The 23673-nt window shown below is 44.5% G+C and carries 21 protein-coding genes; 6 read left to right on the top strand and 15 right to left on the bottom strand.

Going from position 1 to position 23673, the window contains the following annotated elements:
- Positions 1-97: 97 nt before the first annotated feature.
- Positions 98-1204, bottom strand: coding sequence for a 1-acyl-sn-glycerol-3-phosphate acyltransferase (locus QUF19_RS22305; protein ID WP_286299403.1), 1107 nt, complete (start codon positions 1202-1204; stop codon positions 98-100).
- Between the two features lie 175 nt (positions 1205-1379).
- Between QUF19_RS22305 and QUF19_RS22300 the strand changes: the two genes are divergently transcribed.
- Positions 1380-2006 (top strand): AraC family transcriptional regulator, encoded by a 627-nt coding sequence (locus QUF19_RS22300; protein WP_102434324.1) that lies wholly within the window; start codon positions 1380-1382, stop codon positions 2004-2006.
- 256 nt (positions 2007-2262) lie between these two features.
- Here QUF19_RS22300 and QUF19_RS22295 read toward each other — a convergent pair whose 3' ends face one another.
- Together QUF19_RS22295 and QUF19_RS22290 are read right to left on the bottom strand one after the other, a co-directional pair.
- A complete protein-coding gene (locus tag QUF19_RS22295; RefSeq protein WP_286299398.1) occupies positions 2263-2745 on the bottom strand; it encodes a hypothetical protein in 483 nt (160 codons plus the stop codon).
- Positions 2746-2772: 27 nt separating this feature from the next.
- A complete protein-coding gene (locus QUF19_RS22290; protein WP_102434322.1) occupies positions 2773-3294 on the bottom strand; it encodes a nicotinate-nicotinamide nucleotide adenylyltransferase in 522 nt (173 codons plus the stop codon).
- A 109-nt stretch (positions 3295-3403) separates the two neighbouring features.
- Between QUF19_RS22290 and nadE the strand changes: the two genes are divergently transcribed.
- On the top strand, positions 3404-4234 hold the full coding sequence (gene nadE / locus QUF19_RS22285) for an NAD(+) synthase (protein ID WP_286299394.1): 831 nt from the start codon (positions 3404-3406) through the stop codon (positions 4232-4234).
- 101 nt (positions 4235-4335) lie between these two features.
- Here the strand turns inward: nadE and QUF19_RS22280 are convergent, their stop codons facing one another.
- The gene (locus tag QUF19_RS22280; RefSeq protein WP_286299392.1) at positions 4336-6207 is read right to left on the bottom strand and encodes a hybrid-cluster NAD(P)-dependent oxidoreductase; all 1872 of its coding nucleotides are present in this window, start codon (positions 6205-6207) and stop codon (positions 4336-4338) included.
- Between the two features lie 218 nt (positions 6208-6425).
- Between QUF19_RS22280 and QUF19_RS22275 the strand changes: the two genes are divergently transcribed.
- Together QUF19_RS22275 and pyrC are read left to right on the top strand one after the other, a co-directional pair.
- On the top strand, positions 6426-6584 hold the full coding sequence (locus QUF19_RS22275; RefSeq protein ID WP_017059962.1) for a YqaE/Pmp3 family membrane protein: 159 nt from the start codon (positions 6426-6428) through the stop codon (positions 6582-6584).
- A gap of 192 nt (positions 6585-6776) precedes the next feature.
- Positions 6777-7805, top strand: a complete 1029-nt coding sequence (pyrC, locus tag QUF19_RS22270; protein ID WP_108194321.1) for a dihydroorotase — start codon at positions 6777-6779, stop codon at positions 7803-7805.
- Positions 7806-7922: 117 nt separating this feature from the next.
- Here the strand turns inward: pyrC and QUF19_RS22265 are convergent, their stop codons facing one another.
- A complete protein-coding gene (locus QUF19_RS22265; RefSeq protein WP_286299307.1) occupies positions 7923-8828 on the bottom strand; it encodes a DUF808 domain-containing protein in 906 nt (301 codons plus the stop codon).
- Between the two features lie 175 nt (positions 8829-9003).
- Between QUF19_RS22265 and QUF19_RS22260 the strand changes: the two genes are divergently transcribed.
- On the top strand, positions 9004-9930 hold the full coding sequence (locus QUF19_RS22260) for a M14 family metallopeptidase (protein WP_286299305.1): 927 nt from the start codon (positions 9004-9006) through the stop codon (positions 9928-9930).
- Between the two features lie 178 nt (positions 9931-10108).
- On the opposite strand, the gene QUF19_RS22255 is transcribed toward QUF19_RS22260, so the two are convergent.
- From QUF19_RS22255 to xsc, 10 genes are all read right to left on the bottom strand, one after another.
- Positions 10109-11716 (bottom strand): BCCT family transporter, encoded by a 1608-nt coding sequence (locus QUF19_RS22255; protein WP_286299302.1) that lies wholly within the window; start codon positions 11714-11716, stop codon positions 10109-10111.
- A 553-nt stretch (positions 11717-12269) separates the two neighbouring features.
- Positions 12270-12842 carry an aldolase/citrate lyase/malate synthase family protein gene (locus tag QUF19_RS22250; protein ID WP_286299299.1) on the bottom strand — a complete coding sequence of 191 codons (573 nt, stop codon included), beginning with the start codon at positions 12840-12842 and terminating at the stop codon, positions 12270-12272.
- A gap of 236 nt (positions 12843-13078) precedes the next feature.
- Positions 13079-13999, bottom strand: coding sequence for a cache domain-containing protein (locus QUF19_RS22245; protein WP_286299298.1), 921 nt, complete (start codon positions 13997-13999; stop codon positions 13079-13081).
- Positions 14000-14010: 11 nt separating this feature from the next.
- Positions 14011-15351 (bottom strand): TRAP transporter large permease, encoded by a 1341-nt coding sequence (locus tag QUF19_RS22240; protein ID WP_146532032.1) that lies wholly within the window; start codon positions 15349-15351, stop codon positions 14011-14013.
- Positions 15352-15388: 37 nt separating this feature from the next.
- The gene (locus QUF19_RS22235) at positions 15389-15931 is read right to left on the bottom strand and encodes a TRAP transporter small permease (RefSeq protein ID WP_102414182.1); all 543 of its coding nucleotides are present in this window, start codon (positions 15929-15931) and stop codon (positions 15389-15391) included.
- A gap of 164 nt (positions 15932-16095) precedes the next feature.
- A complete protein-coding gene (locus tag QUF19_RS22230; protein ID WP_286299249.1) occupies positions 16096-17097 on the bottom strand; it encodes a TRAP transporter substrate-binding protein in 1002 nt (333 codons plus the stop codon).
- 117 nt (positions 17098-17214) lie between these two features.
- Complete coding sequence (locus QUF19_RS22225; RefSeq protein WP_286299245.1) at positions 17215-18681, bottom strand: NAD(P)/FAD-dependent oxidoreductase; 1467 nt, start codon at positions 18679-18681, stop codon at positions 17215-17217.
- A 48-nt stretch (positions 18682-18729) separates the two neighbouring features.
- Positions 18730-19167, bottom strand: a complete 438-nt coding sequence (locus tag QUF19_RS22220; RefSeq protein ID WP_102313822.1) for a nuclear transport factor 2 family protein — start codon at positions 19165-19167, stop codon at positions 18730-18732.
- Between the two features lie 264 nt (positions 19168-19431).
- On the bottom strand, positions 19432-20247 hold the full coding sequence (locus tag QUF19_RS22215) for an FRG domain-containing protein (RefSeq protein WP_286299236.1): 816 nt from the start codon (positions 20245-20247) through the stop codon (positions 19432-19434).
- 368 nt (positions 20248-20615) lie between these two features.
- On the bottom strand, positions 20616-22427 hold the full coding sequence (xsc, locus tag QUF19_RS22210; RefSeq protein WP_004731917.1) for a sulfoacetaldehyde acetyltransferase: 1812 nt from the start codon (positions 22425-22427) through the stop codon (positions 20616-20618).
- A 262-nt stretch (positions 22428-22689) separates the two neighbouring features.
- On the opposite strand from xsc, the gene QUF19_RS22205 reads away from it, so the two are divergent.
- Positions 22690-23673, top strand: a complete 984-nt coding sequence (locus QUF19_RS22205; protein WP_198594758.1) for an AAA family ATPase — start codon at positions 22690-22692, stop codon at positions 23671-23673.

Here is a 23673-nt window from a genome sequence, read left to right as displayed (position 1 = left end):
AACTAATAAGCTCACTAGCCTAGCCTTTATGCTTACTAGCTATTTTACTTACTAGGCAACGGCGAGCTAACCATTTTGCTTATTAAGCAACGGCGACCTAACCAATGTTCTTCACTGGGTTCGCATAGCTATCAATCAAGTACTGACGAGCACCTTGAGGTAGGCCTGACAGCTTTTCTTCAAACTCTTTCTTAACGACGTCTGTAATAGACTCGTCTTCTTTCTCAGCAGCCAACAAGTTGACTGGGAACAGTTTGTAGTTTTCATGGATCTGGCGGTCGATCTCTTGAGCAAGAGCTTCTGGAGTATCGAAATCTTGATCGATAACCTGACCAAAACCAACATGCACGCGTCCTTTATTACCGATGATACCTTGAATGATACTTTCGATATCTTCAAACTCACCTTTTTCGTAACTGCCGTTTACGTCTTTTTCAAAAAGCTCAATCGCTTTAGCAATGTCACATGGGTCGTTTTCGTATGAAATGGACACAGGAACGATCTTCAATGATTTCACGTATTCAGGGAATGCAATTTTTTGCTTACGCCCTTCAACATGGAACATCTTCAAGATTGCTGGCTCGGTAAAATCGTTACCGTCTTTTGCACGACCTTCTTTTTGAGCGATCCAGATTGAATTACCCGTATCCAAAGAGTGCTTGATGTACGAAGAGAGCTGGCCAAGCGCTTTCATCATTTCACGTGGTCCTTTCAAAGAACGCTTTACGATGAAGCTCTTATTAAGGCGCATCAGTTCAGTCGCACATGGTTTCTTCAACAAGTTGTCACCAATTGCAATGCGGCAGGTTTGGTGATTGTTGTGATGCAATGCGTAGTTAACTAACGCCGGATCCATAGCAATATCGCGGTGATTTGAAATAAACAGGTAAGCTTGGTTAGCGTCTAGAGACTCCACACCTGTGTATGTCACACCATTAGTGGTTTTCGCTAACGTATCTCGCAAGTACTTCTTAACTTCAATCTGAATGGACTCAACGCTGGTGAGCTTGCTCCATTTCATTTTCAAGTAAACGCGCAAGATAGGGCTCATTAATGCTTTAAACCAAGACGCATGGTTTGAAAAACGATAGTGCAGAATCGCACTGATAAATTCTTCATCATTAATAAGGCGGTTTAGTGCCGCTGGAATTTCATCATCGCCGTAAGGGCGAATATCAACATATGGATCGATCGGAGAGGTCATTTTTTAATTCATATAATAAATAGCTGGCTTATTCTACGCGTTGTTTTGACTTCCCGCAGCTACAGAACCCATACTTTTGACAAGGTCAGACCAGAAAGATTGAAATTCCCCTGTTATTGTTGGCATTCTTTAAGATTAGCGGTAATCTTGACGTCCCAAAACTAAGGTACTATCTATGAACTTCGCGATTGAATATACATCGGCTTACTTTTCACACTTGGTGATCACACCACGCAAGAAAGTACTAAAACATAGCCTTGTATCGGTTCAGAGTGGTTTGGTTTTGATAAAGCTAGGTAAACAAGAATATGCCGTTGAACCTGGACAGAGCATTTGGGTTCCTTATGACTGCTTAACCTCACTGACCTACTTTCCAAATACACAGGTGAATCGTGTCGATTTTTCCGTTCGTCTGACCGACTCGTTCCCAAGACAAGCGGGTTACATCACGCAAACTAACCTGTCATTGGCGCTATTAGAGAAACTAGAACTCACCAAAGCTCGCGCGACCAATGCCAACAATACTGAGCAAGCATTTAAAGACATGCTGTCTGTGCTCAAACAAGAAGTACTGGCGTTTAAACCTCTGCTTTGTGAAAGTGCCCTATCTCAGCGATTCAATCAGTGGAACATTGATGATTCGAATCTGCCACAAGAACACACCTTGGTGATGGTCATGCGTGAAGCGAAGAAGCGTATGCAATCAGGTCAAAAGCGTACGCTTGTGATTGATGATTTGTTCTCTGGAAAAGAAGAAGAGTTCGAACAGCTGTGCATGCTCGTGTTTGGTGAAGACCTATAGGCAAGAGTATCGAACACCTGCTCTCTGCTCACTTGACTGTTCTTCACTCGCTAAGTTGCTGAGTTGCTGAGTTGCTGAGAGAGTTAAATCCCCTCTTCAGTCAGTTTGTAAACCAAACATCTAAATTAAACGACAAAACACCAGATACCAAAAAGCCGCAAAAACTCAGTTTTTGCGGCTTTTCTATATTCTTATCGCTTCTTAGCTCAGAGCTAATGTACCTAAAAAGATACTTTACCTAAAAGGGTACTTTTATCTAGAAAGGTAGCTCGACCTGCATCATAAGGTCTGCGTCTCGTGAATCATGCCAACGGTAGTCAAAGCGCATACGAGGTTGCCCGTCAACTTTCTCACCAAAGCCAATACTCAGTTGAAGGCCGTGATTCATCAACCACTCTTCTGTAGACATATCGTACTGCTCATCTTCAAGATCTTCTGGAAACCACATCCCCAAACCAACATAGTTCGACTCAAGGCTTTGCGTTAACAATGGCGTGTCTTTACTTTGAATAACCCAGTCAGACCAATAGTCTGGCGCTTCAGGCTCTTCGTCACTTAGTCCACTGATTTCCATCATACGTTGGCCAAAAGACTCAATACTCGAAGAGAAGTCTAAGCAGCTGTTTTCATCATCAGAAGTCAGCATGATTGAATCTAAGCTAAAAAAATCACAATCAGCGTGCGCAGGCATACTGCATGCTGCCATGATCAACGTCGCTGGTATCGCGCTCTTTAGCATAGTCCTCTGACCTCTTAATTAGTGAACTCACATTATCTGATACAGTCCACTATCTTGCAACATCTTTGTAACTGACTTTGTACTCAGTTTTGCAACATCGCTTCCACTTATCAACGCATTACGAATATCTGTACTGCGGATTTTGACTTTTTCAGGGCAAGCCATTACAGACCATCGCTCGGTAATCTCATCTGATTTATAGAAAGATGAGAACTTAAAGAAGTTGTCAGGCCCAATAACGAACGTGAGTTCCGCGTCACGATGTAACTTTTGCAGCTCACTGAGCACAGCATAAGTTGTCACGCTTTCACCGGGAGTAAACAAGCTCTTTTCAATCAATGATAGCTCAACTTGATCCAGTGAAAGATCACTGATAAATGCGCTAACTAACTGACATCTCGTATCAAAGTCTAGCATCTCTTTTCCCCAAGCATGGGCAATACTTGGAACTAGAAGAATTTTGTCAAAGTGAGCCAACGAATCAATCACACTTTTATGCCCTAAGCTCGGTGGATTAAACGCACTACCGAAAATGGCTATTTTTTCCATTATTTATTACTGCCTTCTCTTTCTAAGCTTGTGCAAAGAGGTTTTTAAATCGGATGATTTATGTATGATAACACTAGATTTTTAATTTGCTTGCAGGAAAGGAATACGAATGGAACAGTTAATTCGTGACGAAATGCGCGTACTACCTTCAATTGACCCTCACTTCGAAGTGACTCGTCGTGTGGACTTTATTAAAACGAAACTTCAGCAGTCGGGTTGCAAGTCTCTGATCCTTGGTATCAGTGGCGGTGTAGACTCAACGACCTGTGGACGTTTAGCACAAATGGCAATCGACAGCCTGAATGAAAACTCTGGCAGCAATGAGTATCAATTCATCGCGGTTCGCCTACCATACGGCGAGCAAAAAGATGAAGACGAAGCACAACTTGCTCTCTCTTTCATCCAGCCTTCTCAATCCGTTTCTGTAAACATTAAAGCGGGTGTTGATGGGCTTCACGCAGCCTCTCACGTAGCTTTAGAAGGTACAGGCTTACTACCAACAAATTCTGCGAAAATCGACTTTGTGAAAGGTAATGTAAAAGCCCGTGCTCGCATGATCGCACAATACGAAATTGCGGGTTACGTTGGCGGCCTTGTGATTGGTACTGACCATTCAGCGGAAAACATCACTGGCTTCTACACTAAGCACGGTGACGGCGCATGTGATTTAGCACCACTGTTTGGTTTGAACAAACGCCAAGTTCGTGAGCTTGCAGCAACGCTGGGCGCTCCAGAGCAACTTGTTAAGAAAGTTCCTACTGCCGATCTAGAAGAGCTTGATCCACAGAAAGCCGATGAAGCAGCCTTGAACCTTTCTTACGATCAGATTGATGATTTCCTTGAAGGCAAAGAAGTCCCTCAAGATGTATCAGATCGCTTAGTTGGCATCTACAAAGCAACACAGCACAAGCGTCAACCAATCCCAACGATTTACGATTAATTTTTTGAATTAATCTCCGAATCAAAAAGGCCGGACGTTCATTTCAATGAGCTTCCGGCCTTTTCTATTTGATGCACTTTTCTTAATGATCTAACGAGTCGTTAATCCACAACTTCTATATCCGTTTGCGGAACACTGCAACACGCCAGTATCTGCCCCATGTTACGCTCATGATCTTGTAACGCTGGTACATCAGGCTGATGAACTTGCCCTGACTCAAGGGTCACTTTACAAGCGCCACAGAAACCCGCACGACAACTTGAAGCAATAGACACACCCGCCGACTCTGCTTGCTCTAGCAAAGTTGACTGATTATTACCTTCGAACAAGTAGCCATTCACACTCAATTGCAGTTGCTTCACAGCTTCCTCGGTCGACTGAGCCACGCCAAATGCTTCTTGATGGTAATGCTGAGGGTTTAGTCCCATTTGAATCAGCAATTTCTTAGCGTTATCCATAAAGCCGTCAGGGCCACACACGAATGCTTGGCGTTTGTGTAGCTCTTCAATTTTCGCGACATGCGACACACTTAGACGCCCAGATAAACCATCCCACTCTTTGGTTGGTTGGCTTAACGAATAGATCACACGAAGACCCTTATGCTCACTGGCAATCTTATCAATCTCAGCTTGATAAGGAATGTCTTCTTCACTGCTGCATTGATGATAGAAAACCACATCATCGATCTGACCATGGTCTGCCAAGTAACGAAGCATCGACAACATTGGCGTAATGCCGCTGCCTGCAGACAACAGCAGTAACGGGTGAGTTGGGTTTGCTTCTAAGTAGAATGCACCATCTGGGTTTTGAGCAACTAGCGTATCGCCCACTTGGAAATGGTCATTCAACCAGTTAGAGATTTGGCCATCGTCCACTCGTTTCACTGAAATCGCTAAACGACCCGCTCGTGAAGGGCTAGAAGATAACGTGTAACGACGAGAAACCTTCTCGCCATTGATCACCATCTCAATCGGTAGATGTTGCCCAGGCTGGTAACTTGGTAGTGAGTGGTTCTCTTTCGCAGGTTCTAACCAAAAGGTTGTGAAGTCACGAGCGATCTCTTCGCGCTCAACACACGTTAAGTGCAACGACTCAACCCAAGTGTCTTCATAGTGTTCTTTCTCTTTGGTTTCGAGCACTTCAACCACATCACCGGCTTTGACTAAACCTTCATTTTTAGCCACAAGATTCTGACCAAAGAAAACGCCACCGCGCTCATTGGCACGGAATGTAGAGAAGGTGTTAAGCGGTTCTTTTGTTGCTCTAAATTCGCCACGCTCAACATCCACTGTCGTAAGAATACAACGCTCACAAGGCTTTACCGCTTCGAATTCAACCTCGCCAATACGAATACGCTTCCAGCTGTCTTCAGCAAAGGCTTCTGTATTAGAAACCACAAAGTTAGTGCGGAACTGGTCCATTGAATGGACTTCAGGGCTGCGGCGATTAAGTTCATCTAGCGATGCTTGGCTGATCACCAACATTGGGTAGCCATCAGCGAAACTGACATTCTGGCCAAGCTTTTCACGAACACGATTCGACTGCTCACCAGAGAACAATAACTCAACGCGAACACCCAACACATCGCTGAACCAATCATCGGCTTCATCATTGGTGGTATAAGCAGTGAAACTGTCCTTCCAAACCGTTGCTGGCGCTTCTTGCATCTTGAAGTTCGCGTATTTTAAACGCAGCGGTTCTTTACCTTCGTAAGTAAAGATCAAACCGTCTGGTTGCAAGCTTGAAGATACCTTAACCATTTTCGGATACTTACGCGCCGTGATCATCGAACCGTCAGCCAGTGCCAACATAAAACGTCTGTCGAAAGTAAGACCTTGTTTTTCGACCCAAGCAGAAGAGAGTGCGATCCCGCCCACTGATTTAACCGGAAACACATTAATTTGAGATAAGGAGGGCTGTTGACCTGAAAGCTCTCGATCCAAAGCCTTTTGATCCAAAGGTGACTGCGACATAACGATTCCAATGTTTTGTTGTTTGTCCCAATGCTAACAAATGGTTATAAATAGATAAACTGGCAGGCATTAAACACTTGATACTAAGCTAATATCTTGAGATGTTTAAACGACTGTCTTATATACATAAACACACCAATGCATTAACTTTCTCCATACGTTCTATAATTTGAACACGGTTATCGAATTGAACCTTCATTGAATAAAAAGGATTTATCATGAACAAACTCGTCATTATCATTTTATGTGTACTGCTTCCGCCTGTTGGCGTGTTCTTCGCTCGTGGCGCCGGGAAAGATCTGGTGATTAATATCATTCTTACTTTCTTCTTCTGGGTTCCAGGAATGATTCATGGTCTGTGGGTAGCCACCCGTTAACCCTTCTTAACAAATAAATACCGAATAAAATACCCATAGAAACAAGCTCCTAGCCCTGAAGAGTTAAAAATAGGATGAAATGAAAGTGCTTTTCCACTATCATCCTGTCGCCTAAACGTAAGCGATTGCTTTCACAGATTTCGCTGAGTTTAGGCTCCAACTACATAACACTTCAAATGGTGGGAGCCTTCAATGACACAACTTACGATTACTCGTCCTGACGACTGGCACGTTCATCTACGCGATGGCGAAGTATTAAAAGATACAGTTCGCGATATCAGCCGTTACAATGGTCGAGCGTTAATCATGCCAAATACCATCCCACCGGTAACCGATACCGAAATGGCTCTTGCTTACCGTGAACGCATCATGGCAGAGCAGCCAAGTGAACAATTCCAGCCTCTAATGGCACTTTACCTGACAGACAACACAACACCTGATGAAATTCGTAAAGCGAAAGAATCTGGCGCTGTTGTAGCGGCGAAGCTATACCCTGCTGGCGCGACGACTAACTCTGATTCAGGCGTAACCTCAGCTCAAAAGATTTACCACGTACTTGAAGCAATGCAAGAAGTGGGCATGTTGCTGCTGGTACACGGTGAAGTAACGGCTCACGATGTTGATATCTTTGACCGTGAAAAAGAGTTCCTAGACACAGTTCTAGCACCGATTGTTAACGACTTCCCTAACCTGAAGATCGTTCTAGAGCACATCACGACGGCAGATGCAGCGACTTTCGTTAAGAACGCTAACGAGAACGTAGCAGCAACTATTACAGCTCACCACTTGCTTTATAACCGCAACCACATGTTGGTTGGCGGCATTAAGCCACATTTCTACTGCCTACCTATTCTTAAGCGCAACACACACCAGTTAGCACTTATTGAAGCAGCAACAAGCGGTAGCAAGAAGTTCTTCTTAGGCACAGATTCTGCACCACATGCGAAAGGCGCAAAAGAGTCAGCATGTGGTTGTGCAGGTTCTTACACAGCGCACGCTGCGGTTGAACTGTACGCTGAAGTATTCGATTTAGAAGGCAAGATTGAGAACCTAGAAGCATTCGCGAGCCACAATGGCCCAGACTTCTACGGTATGCCACGTAACTCAGACACAATCACGCTCGTTAAAGAAGAGTGGAATGTTGCTGAAACAATGCCTTTCGGTTCAGACATCGTTGTGCCAATCCGTGGCGGCGAGACGATTGCTTGGTCAGTAAAATAAGCGCTTGGGCTGTTAAATAAACACCCTCCATTTAGCGAAAAGGGTCACCATAATAATTATGGTGACCCTTTTTTGTTTCGATCAAAAACGGTCTTATTCAAAGAAGTAATTTAACGATTACTTGCCGCGAATTTTTCCAATAGCAGTCCAAATCGCAACGACAATCAATCCAGCTAAAACCCCAATCACACCATTTAATAACGTTGGTACCACCGCAGTCGCAATCGTATGTCCACTGAAGTCCATAATGATCGGTTCAATTAAGTGATGAATTGCAGGCACGTTGTGTACCACAATACCGCCGCCAACCAAGAACATCGCCGCCGTACCGACAACCGCAAGCATCTTCATTAGCTTGGGTGCAAATGCGACTAACCCATTGCCTAATCTGGTTTTAATGGCACTCCCATTCGATGTGCGTTGAAGATAGAAGCCTAAATCGTCTAGCTTCACGATCCCTGCCACTAAGCCATAAACACCAATCGTCATCACAACCGCTATCAAACTCACCACAAGAATCTGAATCACGATACTGGTACCCGTTACGGTACCCAGCGCAATTACAATGATTTCCGCAGATAAGATAAAGTCAGTCCGAATTGCGCCTGCTACCTTTCTCTTCTCATACTCTTCAACAGATTCGCCCGAGCTGCTTTCCTCACCTTTCTCTTCGTGTTGATGAGCGTGAGGAAAAAGCTTTTCTAAGATTTTCTCTGCCCCTTCAAAACAAAGAAACAGGCCACCAATCACCAGTAGTGGCATGATCAACCAAGGAATGAATGCACTAATCAATAGTGCTGCCGGAACCAAAATCAGCTTATTTTTAAATGAGCCTTTTGCGACCGCCCACACCACTGGAATTTCTCTTTCAGCAGAAACACCGGATACCTGCTGAGCGTTAAGGGCTAAATCGTCACCCAATACGCCTGCGGTTTTTTTAGCGGCCACCTTAGACATCAACGCGACATCATCCAACACAGTTGCAATATCATCTAGCAGTGTTAGTAAACTTGCTCCAGCCATTTTGTTGTCTCTTTATAAAGAATTGAACCATCAATAAAATGTAACACCATCAATTCACTCATCAAAGTTATGAGTCTGTAAAAAATAAAGTCACAAGTTGTGTTTTCTATTGCTGTCTCTGTTAGACAGGAATAATCTGTCTTAATCTTTCACGAACATAAAAGAAAAAGTATAGATGAAAAGTGAATCTACCTACCCGATTGGTAAGCCAGGGCAAAAATGGCAACAAGCAGAACGTGAAGCATGGTTAGCTCAACGAACGGTTAAGCGTGAATACCAGCAAGAAGTTGTACCAAAGATTAAAGCACTCGCAGACCGCTTCGACATCGAACAATACGGCGCGCTGAGCTACGACGAAGCTCGCTTCCCACTCTTCGCTATCAAGAGCAAAAACTGGGACGAGTCAAAGCCGACGATTCTGGTAACTGGTGGTGTTCACGGTTACGAAACCAGTGGTGTGCATGGCGCGATCAAATTCGCTGCGACTCAAGCAGAAAAATACACGGCGCACTTCAACATTGTTGTCGCACCTTGTGTGAGCCCTTGGGGTTACGAAGTAATCAACCGCTGGAACCCAAATGCTGTTGATCCAAACCGTTCTTTCTATGACGGTACGCCTGCTGAAGAATCAGCAAATCTACGAGCTCTAGTAGCGTCTCTACCAGAAGTATTGGTTCACGTTGACCTGCATGAGACGACTGACTCTGATGAAACTGAATTCCGACCTGCACTCGCAGCTCGTGATGGCATTGAGTACATCGAGGGTATGATCCCAGACGGTTTCTACACGGTGGGCGATACTGAAAATCCTCAACCTGAATTCCAAGCAGCTGTCATCGCTTCAGTGGAAAAAGTAACCCACATTGCGCCTGCGGATGACGAAGGCAAGATCATTGGTTCAGACGTCACTCAACACGGCGTGATCAACTACCCAATGAAGAAGCTTGGCTTATGTGGCGGCGTGACTGACTGTAAGTACGGTACGACCACAGAGGTTTACCCAGACAGTGACAAAGTAACAGACGAAGAGTGTAATGATGCTCAAGTTGCTGCGGTCGTCGGTGCTTTGGACTACGTTATTCAGTACGAACTGAACGCGTAGGCGAATATCAGCTAAGAACTAAGAGAGCCACAAGTGATGATTCACTTGTGGCTCTTTTTTTATTTTGTCTCTGATTTCTTCTTAGGCATAAAAAAGCTCTCTTGCACCAAGTACAAGAGAGCTTTGAATCATGCTGAGTAAAGTAAATCCCGATCTAGCGACTTACTAATTTCACGATTTACTTAGTTGCTGGAGTAACCGTTTCTTGCCCTTTACCGACTTCTGTCAGTAGGCCTTTCAACAAGCTCACACAACCAATCAGAAGAATGATCGTAAACGGCAGTGCTGCAATAATCGTAATAGATTGCAGAGCTTGGATTGATTGAGTACCACCAATCCACAGCATCACCATTGCGATAGCACCTGAGATAACCGCCCAAACGACTTTCTGTTTCACTGGCACTTCTAATTTACCACCCGCCGTCATGCCATCGATAACGATAGAACCTGAGTCCAACGTTGTAACGAAGAACACGATGATCAGCGCGACTGCGAGAACAGACAGAATGCTACCGAACGAGTAAGCATCTAGCATGTAGAACAGGCTTAGAGATACGTCTGTAATGCCTTGGTCGAGGCCAAGTTGCCCCACCTGATTAATCACTTGCTCGATAGCTACGCCACCGAAGATAGACATCCAAGCTGAAGTCACCAATGTTGGGATAATCAATACGCAAAGTAGGAATTCACGAACCGTACGGCCTTTAGAAATACGCGCTACGAACATACCAAAGAAAGGTGCATACGCTACCCACCATGCCCAGTAGAACACAGTCCAACCATGCAGCCATGTTGTGTCTTCACGACCCGAACTTTGGCTCAAAGCTACGATGTTTTTCACATAGCCCGTTGCCGCCGTTGCCATTGAATCAAGCACAGTTGTGAAGTTCAATACAGCGATAAGACCAAGGAATATGAATGCAATAACCATGTTCAGGTTACTTAGGAACTTAACACCACCGTCCATGCCACGCATAACAGAGATGATCGCCAAGCCCATGATCAGAACGATGATAGATTGCTGAAGGAAGATGTTGTTTTCCAAGCCGAACACGTGACTGATACCACTTGCTGCTTGTGTACCACCTAAGCCCAATGAAGTCGCAAGACCAAACAGAGTAACCAGTACGGTTAGTACATCGATTACATCACCGGTTTTGCCCCACACACGCTCACCCAGAATTGGGTAAAACACAGAACGCATTGATAGCGGTAAGCCTTTGTTATAAACAAAGTACGCCAGACAAAGCGCCGTCATGCCATAGATAGCCCATGCATGAAAACCCCAGTGGAATACGGTCGCGCCTAGCGCCAGTTCACGACCAGCGGCTGTGAAAGGTTCTGCGTCTAATGGCGTTCCGAACCAGTTCGTGAAGAACGCAGTTGGCTCTGCAACACCCCAGAAGATAAGTCCAATACCCATACCTGCTGCGAATAACATCGCAATCCAAGATGACATTGAATAGTCCGCCGTCGCGTCTTCACCACCTAAACGGATTTTACCCAACGGTGAAAAAGCAAGAACAACAGCAAACGCTAGCATGATGTTAGCTCCCCACATAAACAGGAAGTCAAACTTAGATAAAACAGCACCCTTAATAGAATCAATTGCAGCTTTAGCATCTGCAGGAGGAAGAGCAAGAAGAGTGATGATGAAGAGAAGAGATAAGCCTACTGAGGCTACGAAGACGGTGTTATGGACATCCATGCCCCATTTACTGACGTTATCTTGACCAACTTGATAGTCAGTAGAATCGATACTGTATTTTTTTGATTTAAAACTCATAAATTATGATGTTCGCATATCCGAATCAACGAATATAAGGACGCTCTCCATATCCAACTACTACTTGATTGGCTCGCCATTTCACAAAAATAAAACGTGATAAAAACCACCGAGCAAGGTGATAAATGGACTTACTAGCTCAATCCCAGGACGCGCATAATAGCACAGCACGAAGCATTTTGACTGAGTTTTCGCTCAATAGTCACCCAAACCACCGTCAATCATGATAGTTGAGGCAATAAAAACAGAATAAAATAAACAAATAAAAACCTTTAAATACAGTATATTAAATTAAAATAATGCACCGTAAAATATCATTCAAAGTTTCTACAGATAATTTTAATAACCACCCAATTTACTTATAGCTCTAACAAAAAAGCCCCGCTATAGGGGCGGGGAAAGTTACCAAAGGTAAAAGAGAAATCGGTATCTCGATTGCGGCGCTACTTCTTACAGTGGCGCGGCAGTTAGTTAGCGTTCAATCGCGAAACACTATTGGATCGTGCGTGACGCTGTATTAGATCGAGAAGCTGTATAAAATCGAGAGGCGACATTAAATCGCGTAGCAAAACCCTAGGTTGTAGTCTTCGCCATTCTTCGCTGTGAACTCTTTGTCTTCGCTCAATGCATTCGGTCGACCGCTTTCATCGCCTTTCACTAGGCTGACCCAGTGACGGATTCCTGAAGAGCGACTAGCCTCTGTTTGGCCAAACGTAGTGCATGTCTCAAGTTGAATATCTTGAATATCAACCAACTCCAAGTGGCCAGTACCTTTACGAGCACCGATTGTCACTTCAACGTGTGTACCGCTTTCGTCACGGAATAATATTGCTGAAGGCTTTGATTTATCACCAGTGTAAGCCACAAAGTGTTTAGCGCGTTTTAGGCCGGTGTGCTCACCGTTTTTGAAGTAAACCTGAACATGTCGGTAATCAATCTCGTAGCTCACCGCATCTTCGTGTGAACCCGCCTCAAGAGGAAATAGAGTATCAAGCAACTGTTTCGCCATTTTCTGTTTTTCGAGTTGCTTGTCTGCTTTCACCATTTCGACGGCAAAGACAGCTTCAGCAATAAATGTTGAATGGTTTCTGTGAAGTTCTGTTTTGTCTAGTGTCAGCATATTCATAGTCTTTCCCTCTTACGGCTTTGAATTTCATGTTGGTCAAAAATCCTGATTGACCCTTTTCAAAATTGTTCTTTACTGTGTTGCTTCCATGTATTTCATACTACTTGTATTTTTGAAACAATTTCACAACAAAAATTTCACACTGTGAATTTTACTAAATTGATTTTTTACACACCCCCGTATTTTGAGCCCCTAGCCCTTTATTTAACTGGGTTGAGGGCTCACTAAAAACACTTTTACGTGTTGTTTGATTTTGTGTAATAACCGACCCCAACCAACTTATTGTCGATCACTCGGTAGTAGGTATGCTTGGTTTCGACTTTGCTCGACAGCGGATTCAGCCATCGATAGGTGTAAACTCCACGCCCATTTTCTTTGGCGAGATTCAACATCTCAGTAAGAATCGGTTTATCGTCTGGGCTTAGAATTTCGCGGTGTGACCGCCCGACAAGTTCAGGAGAAACACCGTGCGCGAGCAGCTTTCCAGAGCTCATGTCCATCACAAACACATACAAGTCCCCTTCAACAAAGCTGCCTTCGCTATTATTGAACTCAGTAATACTGTCTTGTTCTGATTCGACTATCGCCGTCATGGCTCTTGCCAATAATAGCTTAGCCTCTGCGGCACTTGAGCGTTCAGGGTAGTAACCCACTGCCACAATCACATCGCCCACACGTTCAAAGAAGGTCGTTTTAGGCTCGCCCATGCGGTCTGTAGGGTTAGTCCAATGGTACTGAACTTCACCAAAACCGTTGTGTACCGCTTTAGTGATCATTTCTCTGAAAAAAGGATTGCCGTAAACATCTTGAGTGTCCAACACACTGTCACCCACCAGCACCATTGAAGAGCCGCCACTGGAGAGAAATTGGCCATCAATGCCTAAAGCAAACACATAAAGCTCACCGTCTATATATTCAGGGTCGCTCATGAAGTCACTCACGCTCTCATCGCCATCCTTTTGCACATGTATAACCGCTTTCGCAAGTAGGGTTTTAGCTCTTCTTTCAGCGTCGCTGACCACATGTGGCTCTGAAATTTCGAGCACATTGACTGGCTCATTTTCTTTCGCTGTTTCTGAATGCTCGGCACGTAATCCAATGCCACTGATCACTGCAAATACGGCACAACCAATAAGGATAATTCTTGATATATTCATAGTGACTTCTCCTAATAGCCCACTAAGGACGGTAGCCAAAGCGTAATTTGTGGGAAGAAAGCGATAACGAACACGCCCACTACGGATGCAAGAACAAAGGGATGGATCTTCGCGGTGATCTGTTCGACCGTGGCCCCGCCTATCCCCGAGGCGACAAAGATATTTTCACCGAGCGGAGGTGTAGCAAAACCTATCGATAACGTACACACCACCACGATCCCAACGTGTGTTGGATCGGCGCCAAGCATGTACATAATTGGTAGTAACACTGGCACGATGATCATGATCGCAGCCAAGGTTTCCATGAACATGCCAATGAACAGCAGTAAGGTGATCGTCAACGCCCACACCATGTACATATTGTCGGTAAAACCGAGCAGTGACTCAGCCACTACAACCGGGATTTTTTGTTCTATTAACAAGCGTCCAAAAACCGTTGCGGCGAATAGAATCAACAACACTCGACCCGTGATCCAGGTTGTTGTCGACAGAGACTTGAGCGTGCTTTTGAACGATAGCTCTCGGTGAATAAACACACCAACGAACAACGAATAGAAGATAGCAACGACCGCAGATTCTGTCGGTGTAAACATACCGCTGTAGATACCACCAAGAATCAGAAACGGAGCCAATATCGACCATAAACCACGGCGTAAAGAGTGCCTAACTTCGCCAAATGACCATGTTTCAGTCAGCCCTTTATAACCCTCTCGCTTGGCAATCACGTAATTGGTGATCACTAGCGTCGACGCCATGATAAATCCTGGAACAACCCCTGCGACAAACAGTTTTGGAATAGATAAAGAGGCGAATTCTCCGTGTTGAGCAATGGCTTCAGGTGGTGCCATCAAGCCCATGGCGGAAATGCCAAAAATAACTAAGGGGATGGAAGGCGGGATGATAATACCCAAGCCACCCGATGCAGCCGTTACTGCCGATGCGTAACTCTTGTCGTATTCACGTTTAACCATCGCAGGCACCATTAACATGCCTACCGCGGCTGTGGTTGCAGGGCCTGAACCTGAGATGGCACCAAAGAATAAACACGCCATAACGGTTGCAGCGCCAAGGCCACCCGTCACGGGTCCGGCTAAACTCTCTGCGATATCCACCAGACGTTTGGAGATACCCGCCGCCTCCATTAATGCACCAGCAAGAACAAAGGCTGGCAGTGCCATTAACGGGAAGTTACCCACCGAGGTAAACGCAATTTGTACTAAAGCGATGGGATTTTTGTCGAGCAACATATAGGCCGCCATCGAAGCGCCGGCCAGTGAAACTGTGATTGGTGCACCTAGGATTAACAGGGTTAAAAAGCCACCAAATAAAATTAGAGTTAAATAGGATTCCATTATTACATCTCTCTATTACGACTATTCTCTGTGACGACTACTGCGTCGATTTTTGTGCCGTCATTTTGCGCAGTTCTTTCACTTCCGGATCTTCGTTTGTCGCGCCCTTGAATAAACGCTCGTAGTTGTTCCAGATAATTCGAATCATCATCAAGGAAAACGCGATAGGCAAAATCATGTAGAAGTACTTCATTGGGATGCCTGTCGTCTGAGACTTCCAAAACAGGTTCATTTTGTTGAACACGAAATCGTAGCTGAGGTAAACAAAGTAACCGTTGAAACATAACCATAAGAAGTCGGCGATGGTTTCACTCACGGTTTGCACGATGGGTGGGAAGAATTTGAAATGGAAGCTCACTCGGTTGTGGGCCGACATTTTGGCCGCCACAACAGCGCCTAGATAGGCAAACCAAACGAACATGTAAGTCGCCACTTCATCACCCCAAGGGATGGAGTAATCAAAGAGCTGACGAGTAAGGATTTGTGTGAACAGTAATAGGACAAAGCTTGCGAGCAGCAGACAACAGGTATATTCCTCAATGTTGTTAAGATGCTTTTTTATAGTTTTAGCGACTGACATATAACCTCCAATGTTGATTTCCACATGACAACCAGTCGCTCACGGTCCTAAAAAGATCAGGTACAGAACAGATCAACGAGTAAAGCCATGTAAATGCCCTATCTCACTGTTCTATCGCTAGGTGATTAAGTAGCGGAGAACAGCAGATAGGGCGTATCTAATCGTTACTTTCTACCTAGTAACTCAAGAACGTCGTCTAGCTTGTCTTTACCACCAATGCTTGAATAGAACTTAGGCCAAACTGACTTAGTAACCTTGCTGATCCACTCTTGCTCATTGTCTGCTGGATCTGTGAATACCATGCCTTTTGCTTGCAGTTCTTCACGGATCTTGTTTTCAGTATTTTCTAAGTAAGTGAAGCTGTGCTCTGTCGCTTCCTGACCTGCTTCAAGAATGATCTTTTGCATTTCAGGCGTCTGTTGTTGGAAGACAGTCTCACTGACGATTAGTGGCTCAAGTGAGAAGATGTAACGCAGATTTGTTACGTACTTTTGTACTTCATTGAACTTCATCGCATGAACAGTGATGTATGGGTTGTCTTGACCATCAACCACGCCTTGTTGTAGACCAGTAAAGGTCTCAGACCATGCCATTGGTGTTGGGTTTACACCCCATGCTTGGTACGAAGCAATCATGATTTCGTTACGAGGAACACGAATCACTAGTCCTTTTAAATCCGCTGGTGAAGCCACTGATTTTTTAGAGTTAGTCAGAACCCTAAAGCCAGAATAAGCCCAACCTACGATACGAACGCCTGCATCACGAATGGTGTTATCGACAAGATCTTGGCCCACTTGGCCTTGAGTTAATAGCACCGCTTCTTCTGCACTTTGAATGACGTAAGGCATGGTCAATAGACCAACAGTTGGAGAAAAAGGTGTTACGTTATTGATCGCCAATACAGAGAAGTCGAGTAAGCCGATTGCCGCGTCGTTGACGGTATCTTGCTCATTGCCCAATTGACCATTCGGGAACAGGTCGATTTTGACTTTGCCATCTGTTTTTTGCTCCATCAATTCAGAAAATGATGTCGCTAGTTCCCATTGAGTACCACCAGCAGCATCGCCGATAGCCATTTTAAAATTTGCTGCTGCCGCGGCATGAGATAGCATCGCTGTTGCTACAATTGTGACGCCAGCAATAATTTTATTTTTAATAAATTTCATAGTCTTAACCTTTCATATCATACAGACGTCCTGCCTGTACTTTGCTCACAAGGTGACCTGGTACAACTTTCCTGGTCGTAGTTCTATTTCCCTATTTTGGAAACAATGTTCGAGTAGTTAAAGCACTTCATCCTTTAACGAATACCACTGATAAAGGAACTGTTGCCCTACTCTTCGAAATGGTGCAAACATCTCAGATTCCACCACTTCCCTCACGTTGGGGAACGGAAGTTTTGATTCAAATATTGGCAAGTCAAGCTTATGACCTTCACCTGCGATCCACTGGGCAAGGCGCTTGCCTGCTTGAGCCGAGTACATCACACCATTGCCGCCATACCCTAGTGCGTAGAATATGGATTGCTTTGGATTCGGCTGATAGATTCTTGGCATCATGTCGTGGCTAACATCCACCCAACCCCACCATGAATAATCGATTTTGATCTGATCGAGAGAAGGGAATTTTCGGGTTAGATCCGCTCTCAACATATCTTCGTATTTCTTTTCAGGTGCATTCTTGCCACTGATGGCACTGCGTGTACCAATCTGCACTCGGTTATCCGGCAACAAACGGTAATAATGACGCAGGATTCTGGTATCAGTAATCACCTGATTGGTTTTGAAGTTACATGCAGCGATTTCGTCTTGAGTTAACGGACGTGTCACCATCGAATTAGAAAGTACGGGTAATAGGCGATTCTTAAGCTCTGAATGCAAACCTTGGCTGGTGTATCCACCAGTACAAACACCGACAGAACGAGCCTTAACCACACCACCTGGCGTTTTCAGGTAATGCACACCGTTGCGTGTTTCCCAACCCATCACAGGGCTTGCTGGGTGAACTTTTACGCCGAGTGCTCGCGCCTTTCTTAAATAACCAAACGCCAGTTTCCCTGCATGAATACCAATACCTTCAGGCTCATGCATTGCGCCTGCCGCTTCTTGGTCACCAACGTAATCACGCTTTACGGTTTCCGCATCTAAGATCTGCGCATCGTAATCGAACGTGTCACGCAGCAACTTGGCTTCTTTCTCGAGTGTTGCCATCACTTTTGGACGGTGAGCAACGTATAAGTGGCCACCCGGCTGCGGGTCACAATCAATGTCTTTGATTAGAGACTTAAAGGTGTTCATGCCATCGACGCATTCGCGGTGCATTTTTAGCGCGGTTTCGAGTCCCCAGCGTTCAATCCACTGAGAACGCTTCAAACGTCCTGACGCACACTGAGCCTGACCACCATTTCGGGTACTGCAGCCCCAACTCATACGGTTAGCTTCAATCACAGTCGCTTTAATGCCGTACATTTCAGCAAGGTGTATCGCGGTACTTAGGCCTGTGTAGCCTGAACCGATTATCGCCACATCAACATCCATATCCGATGTAATTGGACCATCATCTTCAGGTGGTGCGCCTGCGGTATCTACCCAATAAGTCGGGGCGTATTCCTTACCGTAACCTGGGCTCTTGTCTTTAAGTGGATCGTATTTTGGATCGTATTTATCTTGTGCTTGGGTGCTTTCTTTTGCTTGGGTGCTTTTCACCTTTGGCGGCACATCGGCTGCCGGTTGTTCCATTACTAAACTCATAATTCGACTCTCCTAGTCATAACACGTGAACGGGTTTCGATTTCGTGTCTAGCTCTTGGGAGTATTGCTGGGAGTCAAAAGAGGTCGTGTTTTACGGAAGGCATTTTTTACGCTGATTTTTCCATCTTTCAGGGTAAACACATCAACCATACGAGCTTCGATGACAGTGCCATCAGGGTTAGTCGCAGAGAACGTTGATTCGCTTACCGCGCGGTCACCACACACAAAGTGGACAGGGTCGCTCCAGGCTGCATCTGGAAAGTTCTGCCAAACCAATTCAAAGCTATTGCGAACGGCTTCGTACCCTTCGATAGTGTTTCCAAGTTCGCCTTCTCCTGCCACGGTGTGGAAGACACAGTCTTCGGTCATAAACGACATTAGCGCTTCAATATCATGGTTATTCCATGCATCACTAAAAGACTGTAAAAAGGCGGTGTCGACTTGGTTTTCCAGCACGAATGTCGCTGCATTGGTTTGCATATTCATATTCCAGAATCCTTTATGTTTTCGTTATTGGTTTAAATTTCAGTAGCTTTGCGCCACTTTTTTATTAGAGTGTTTAAACTAGATCTGTGAAATTTAACAACTTGATAACAAGCTTCGCCACTCTAACTTCGAGTTACTTTATAAACAATCTTTAAGCTCACAGATTTCATCTTTTTATAAATTAATTGGTGTTCTAATTTTATTTATCCTGTAACTCACTAGATTTATATGAGCTCTAAATAAAATCAGTAGAAATATTAGACTTTAGTCGAAATCAAAATCTTGATGATACTTTCGGCCATACTGCTCAAGTTGGCGATCATGAGTATTAACTTGTAATTCGATATTACCCTCACCTTTATTAATTGCTTGATTACTATCTACATGGGCTTCATTTTTCAAATCAGCCAGTTTCTCTTCAATATATTCTGTCGGTTCATTTAAAACATTCATGGAGATTAATTCCTTTATCAGGTTTACTTTCGCTGATGGAAGAATATGAACGGAGACTAGACCGTTTGAATATTCTTTCTCATCGTACAAAGGTTGAATGGCATCATTGCCACCTTCCTTAAATGGGTGAATGGAATACCACTTGTCTTTTCGTAGCTCTTGCTGATCACAATCAACCACATTGAATATCTGAGTTCTATTGAGATCACATGGTGAGTTAAAAACACTAACCTTATGATAATCAATAGCTTTGATAATATTGATACAGTCTTTACTTTGGCTATGACATACGGACCACAGCGCATTAATCAGGTTATCTGTCCATTCAAGTAAACGGGTTGGAAACCCCTGCTTCTTGGCTAAACACATCAGTAACCAATCGTTTATCTCGTGTGCACTCAACGAATGCCCGCCATAAACTCTCACGGTCGATAGAAGCTCTTGTTCGACACGGCGAATGTTCTTTCGATTTGATCGACCTAAGCTTGGCATCAGATTATTATTTTCATAATCACACACGTTATAAATTAAACCACGATGCCCACTACACTCAGCAATGAGCGAATCGATTATTTCATACAGTTCTTCTATTGAACTTATATAACGTTTATTTTTCAAAGCATGCATGTAATAGGTCACTTAATTTAAATTCGGTACAATCCAAGTATCAACATTTACGGCTAGGCAATAGGCAATTAACATCGTTAGCTGTAACTTACCAAAATGATAATAGGTATATATCTTCGTCATAAGAACTATTTGTGGATCCATTAGTTAAGGATCGATTAATAATAACGAGTGAAAAAGTGTATATATCTAAAACCACTTATATACTTATGAGTCATTTAATTAGTGTTCTAATGTTTAACTAGAGATTATTGAACTAAGCGTTTACGTTCTTCACTTAAGCACTTTGCCAATACCCGTTAATATTGCCCGACCACGCACTCGACAACATTCTCGATGATGCGGTGGCCGGACAAACTTCCTATGACTTATACGTAATCTTTGTATTTATCTAGGAAACGAACCGGTGTTGATAGTGCATCTCGGCGGAACGGGTCGCCCAATTCCTGAGTACACATAATTTCAATGATGGTTGTTTTGCCTTCGTTCATTTGCATGTCGATGGCTTTTTGCAGAGTTGGGCCTACATCTTCTAGCTTATCAACTGTGATACCTTCAGCGCCCATTGCTCGTGCAATCTCTGCAAAGCTTTGGTTTTCAAGTTCACCGGCAACAAAGCGTCGGTTGTAGAAGTCGACTTGGTTCTTCTTCTCAGCACCCCATTGACGGTTGTGGAATACCACGGCTGTCACTGGAATGTTATGGCGAACACATGTCATAGTTTCCATCAAGCTCATGCCCCACGCACCGTCACCTGCATAAGAGATAGCTGGGCGATGAGGTGCTGCCGCTTTCGCACCAATGATGGTCGGGAACGCGTAACCACAGTTACCGAAACTCATTGCAGCAAAGAAGCTACGTGGTTTTTCAAAGCGTAAGTAGCTGTTTGCCACTGAGTTGATGTTACCGATATCCGTCGAGACCATTACGTCTTCAGGCATCGCTTTTTCTAACTCACGCAGTACTTGGCGTGGGTGTAGGTATTCACCGCCAGAGAACGGAGTCTCGTGAGAGTTTTCCTCTATCATATCTAAGCTGAAAGAATCACGCTCGTGGGTCCACTCATCAAGCTCTTTTTCCCAAAGTGCTTTCTCTGTTGCGACTGTATCTTGACGAGCGCCTTTGTTGTCATCACACAACAGTGCGCGGCCTTCCAATCTTTCAGATAGAGCAACCGCAGCTGCTTTCGCATCGCCACAGATACCAACAGAAATCTTCTTAACCAAACCTAGCATCTTGTTGTCTGCATCAATCTGAATGATTTTCGCGTTCTTCGGCCAGTAGTCCATGCCATGTTGAGGCAAAGTACCAAATGGACCGAGACGTGTGCCCAAAGCGATAACCACATCCGCTTGAGCCATCAATTTCATTGCTGCTTTCGAACCTTGGTAGCCTAAAGGACCACACCATAATGGGTGACTCGCAGGGAAAGAGTCATTGTGCAGGTAGCTGTTCACTACGGGTGCACCTAGTCTTTCTGCTAATGCTGCACACTCTTGAACTGCATCTGCCATTACCACGCCGCCACCAGAAATGATGACTGGGAATTTCGCTTCAGCAATCAGGTCTGCTGCTTCATTCAGAGATTTCTCACCACCTGGACCACGATCTAAACGCGCGGGTTTAGGGATCTCGGTTTGAGTTTCACCGTAGAAATAGTCACGTGGAATATTCAGTTGAGTCGGACCCATTTCGCTCATTGCGCGGTCAAAACATCGGCCTGTGTATTCTGCCATACGGTCTGGGTGCGTTACGTGTCCTTGATACTTAGTAAACTCTTGGAACATTGGAAGCTGGTTACATTCTTGGAAACCACCTAAGCCCATTGTTTTTGTACCTGTCTCTGGCGTCACAATGACGACCGGGCTGTGTGCCCAGAATGCCGCTGCAATCGCAGTTACACAGTTACTAATACCTGGGCCATTTTGCCCGATAACGACGCCGTGGCGACCAGATACACGAGAGTAACCATCTGCCATGTGAGCAGCACCTTGCTCGTGAACCACTGGGACCAATCGAATGCCAGCAGGAGCAAAGATATCCATTGCGTCCATAAATGCTGACCCCATGATGCCGAACATGTCGGTGACATCATTAGCAACCATAGTTTCAACGAACGCTTCTGATGGTGTCATTGTTACTGTGCCGGAAACAACCGTACGTTTTTCTTGCTCGCTCATTCTTCCATTCTCCTTGAGTTAACCAAAATTTCATTTTTCGGAATGAATTGTCTCTTTTTCGAATTCAATTTCACCTTAGTAGTAGAATTTTTGCGCGTCAACTTTTTATATTAAATTGGAACAATTCATTCTAATTAATAAAACTGGATCACATTATTGGTAGTTTTTCGTACAAAAAGTGCCATTAACTTAAGAGGAGCTGTTAATAATCGATGACATATCGCGATAGCAGCGACAAGTGATGAGCTATATAGAGGGAAATATGATGAAAGAGGCGGAATTGATACCAACGCAACCGGTAAGTGTGAGAGAGCGCTTTGGGATCGACAGCAACCTAACCGTAATGGCATTTGAACATGCGGGCGAATACGTGCCTAAAGTCGACCCTAACTACTGTTTTGATCCTGAAGTGACGTTGGCTATATTGGCGGGGTTCACCTCCAATCGTCGCACACTGATTCAAGGTACGCACGGAACGGGCAAGTCGTCTCACATTGAACAAATCGCCGCGAGATTGAACTGGCCATGCTTGAGGATCAACCTAGACGGGCACTTAAGTCGCTTGGATTTCATAGGTAAAGACAGCATCGTCATTAAAGACGGAATGCAGATAACAGAGTTTAAAGAAGGCATTCTTCCTCAGAGCATTCAACAACCCATCGCACTGGTATTAGATGAGTACGATGCAGGACGACCAGATGTGATGTTTGTGATTCAACAACTGTTAGAGCAAGACGGTAAATACACCTCTTTAGAACAAAACCGAGTGATCACGCCTCACCCTTCTTTTCGCTTGTTTGCTACCTGTAACACGCTTGGCTTAGGTAACTTCTCCGGTTTGTATTCTGGCACTCAAGTGCTTAACCACAGTCAGTTAGATAGATGGAACATCATCGCCACGCTCAACTATTTAGATCCACAACATGAAACTAAGATCGTGTTATCCAAGCTTCCAGAGCTGAATAATGAAAGTGGCCGACAACTGGTCGAGAAAATGATCGCGACCGCAGGATTAACGCGTAACGGGTTTCGGGCTGGCGACCTTTCTACGGTGATGTCTCCGCGAACGGTGCTCACTTGGGCCGAAAACATCCAAATATTCGACGATGTAGCGACGGCATTTAGGCTGTCATTCTTAAATCGCTGTGAAGACGAAGAGAAAGAACTGGTTAGCGAATACTATTTCCGTTGCTTTGGTGAAGATTTAGAAACGCCTACTCAAAACTATTCACACTCGGAGTCGTAA

Source organism: Vibrio sp. FE10 (genome assembly GCF_030297155.1).
In the GTDB taxonomy this organism is placed as follows: Bacteria; Pseudomonadota; Gammaproteobacteria; order Enterobacterales; family Vibrionaceae; genus Vibrio; species Vibrio apostichopi.
This window is presented reverse-complemented; position numbering and strand designations above follow the sequence as displayed.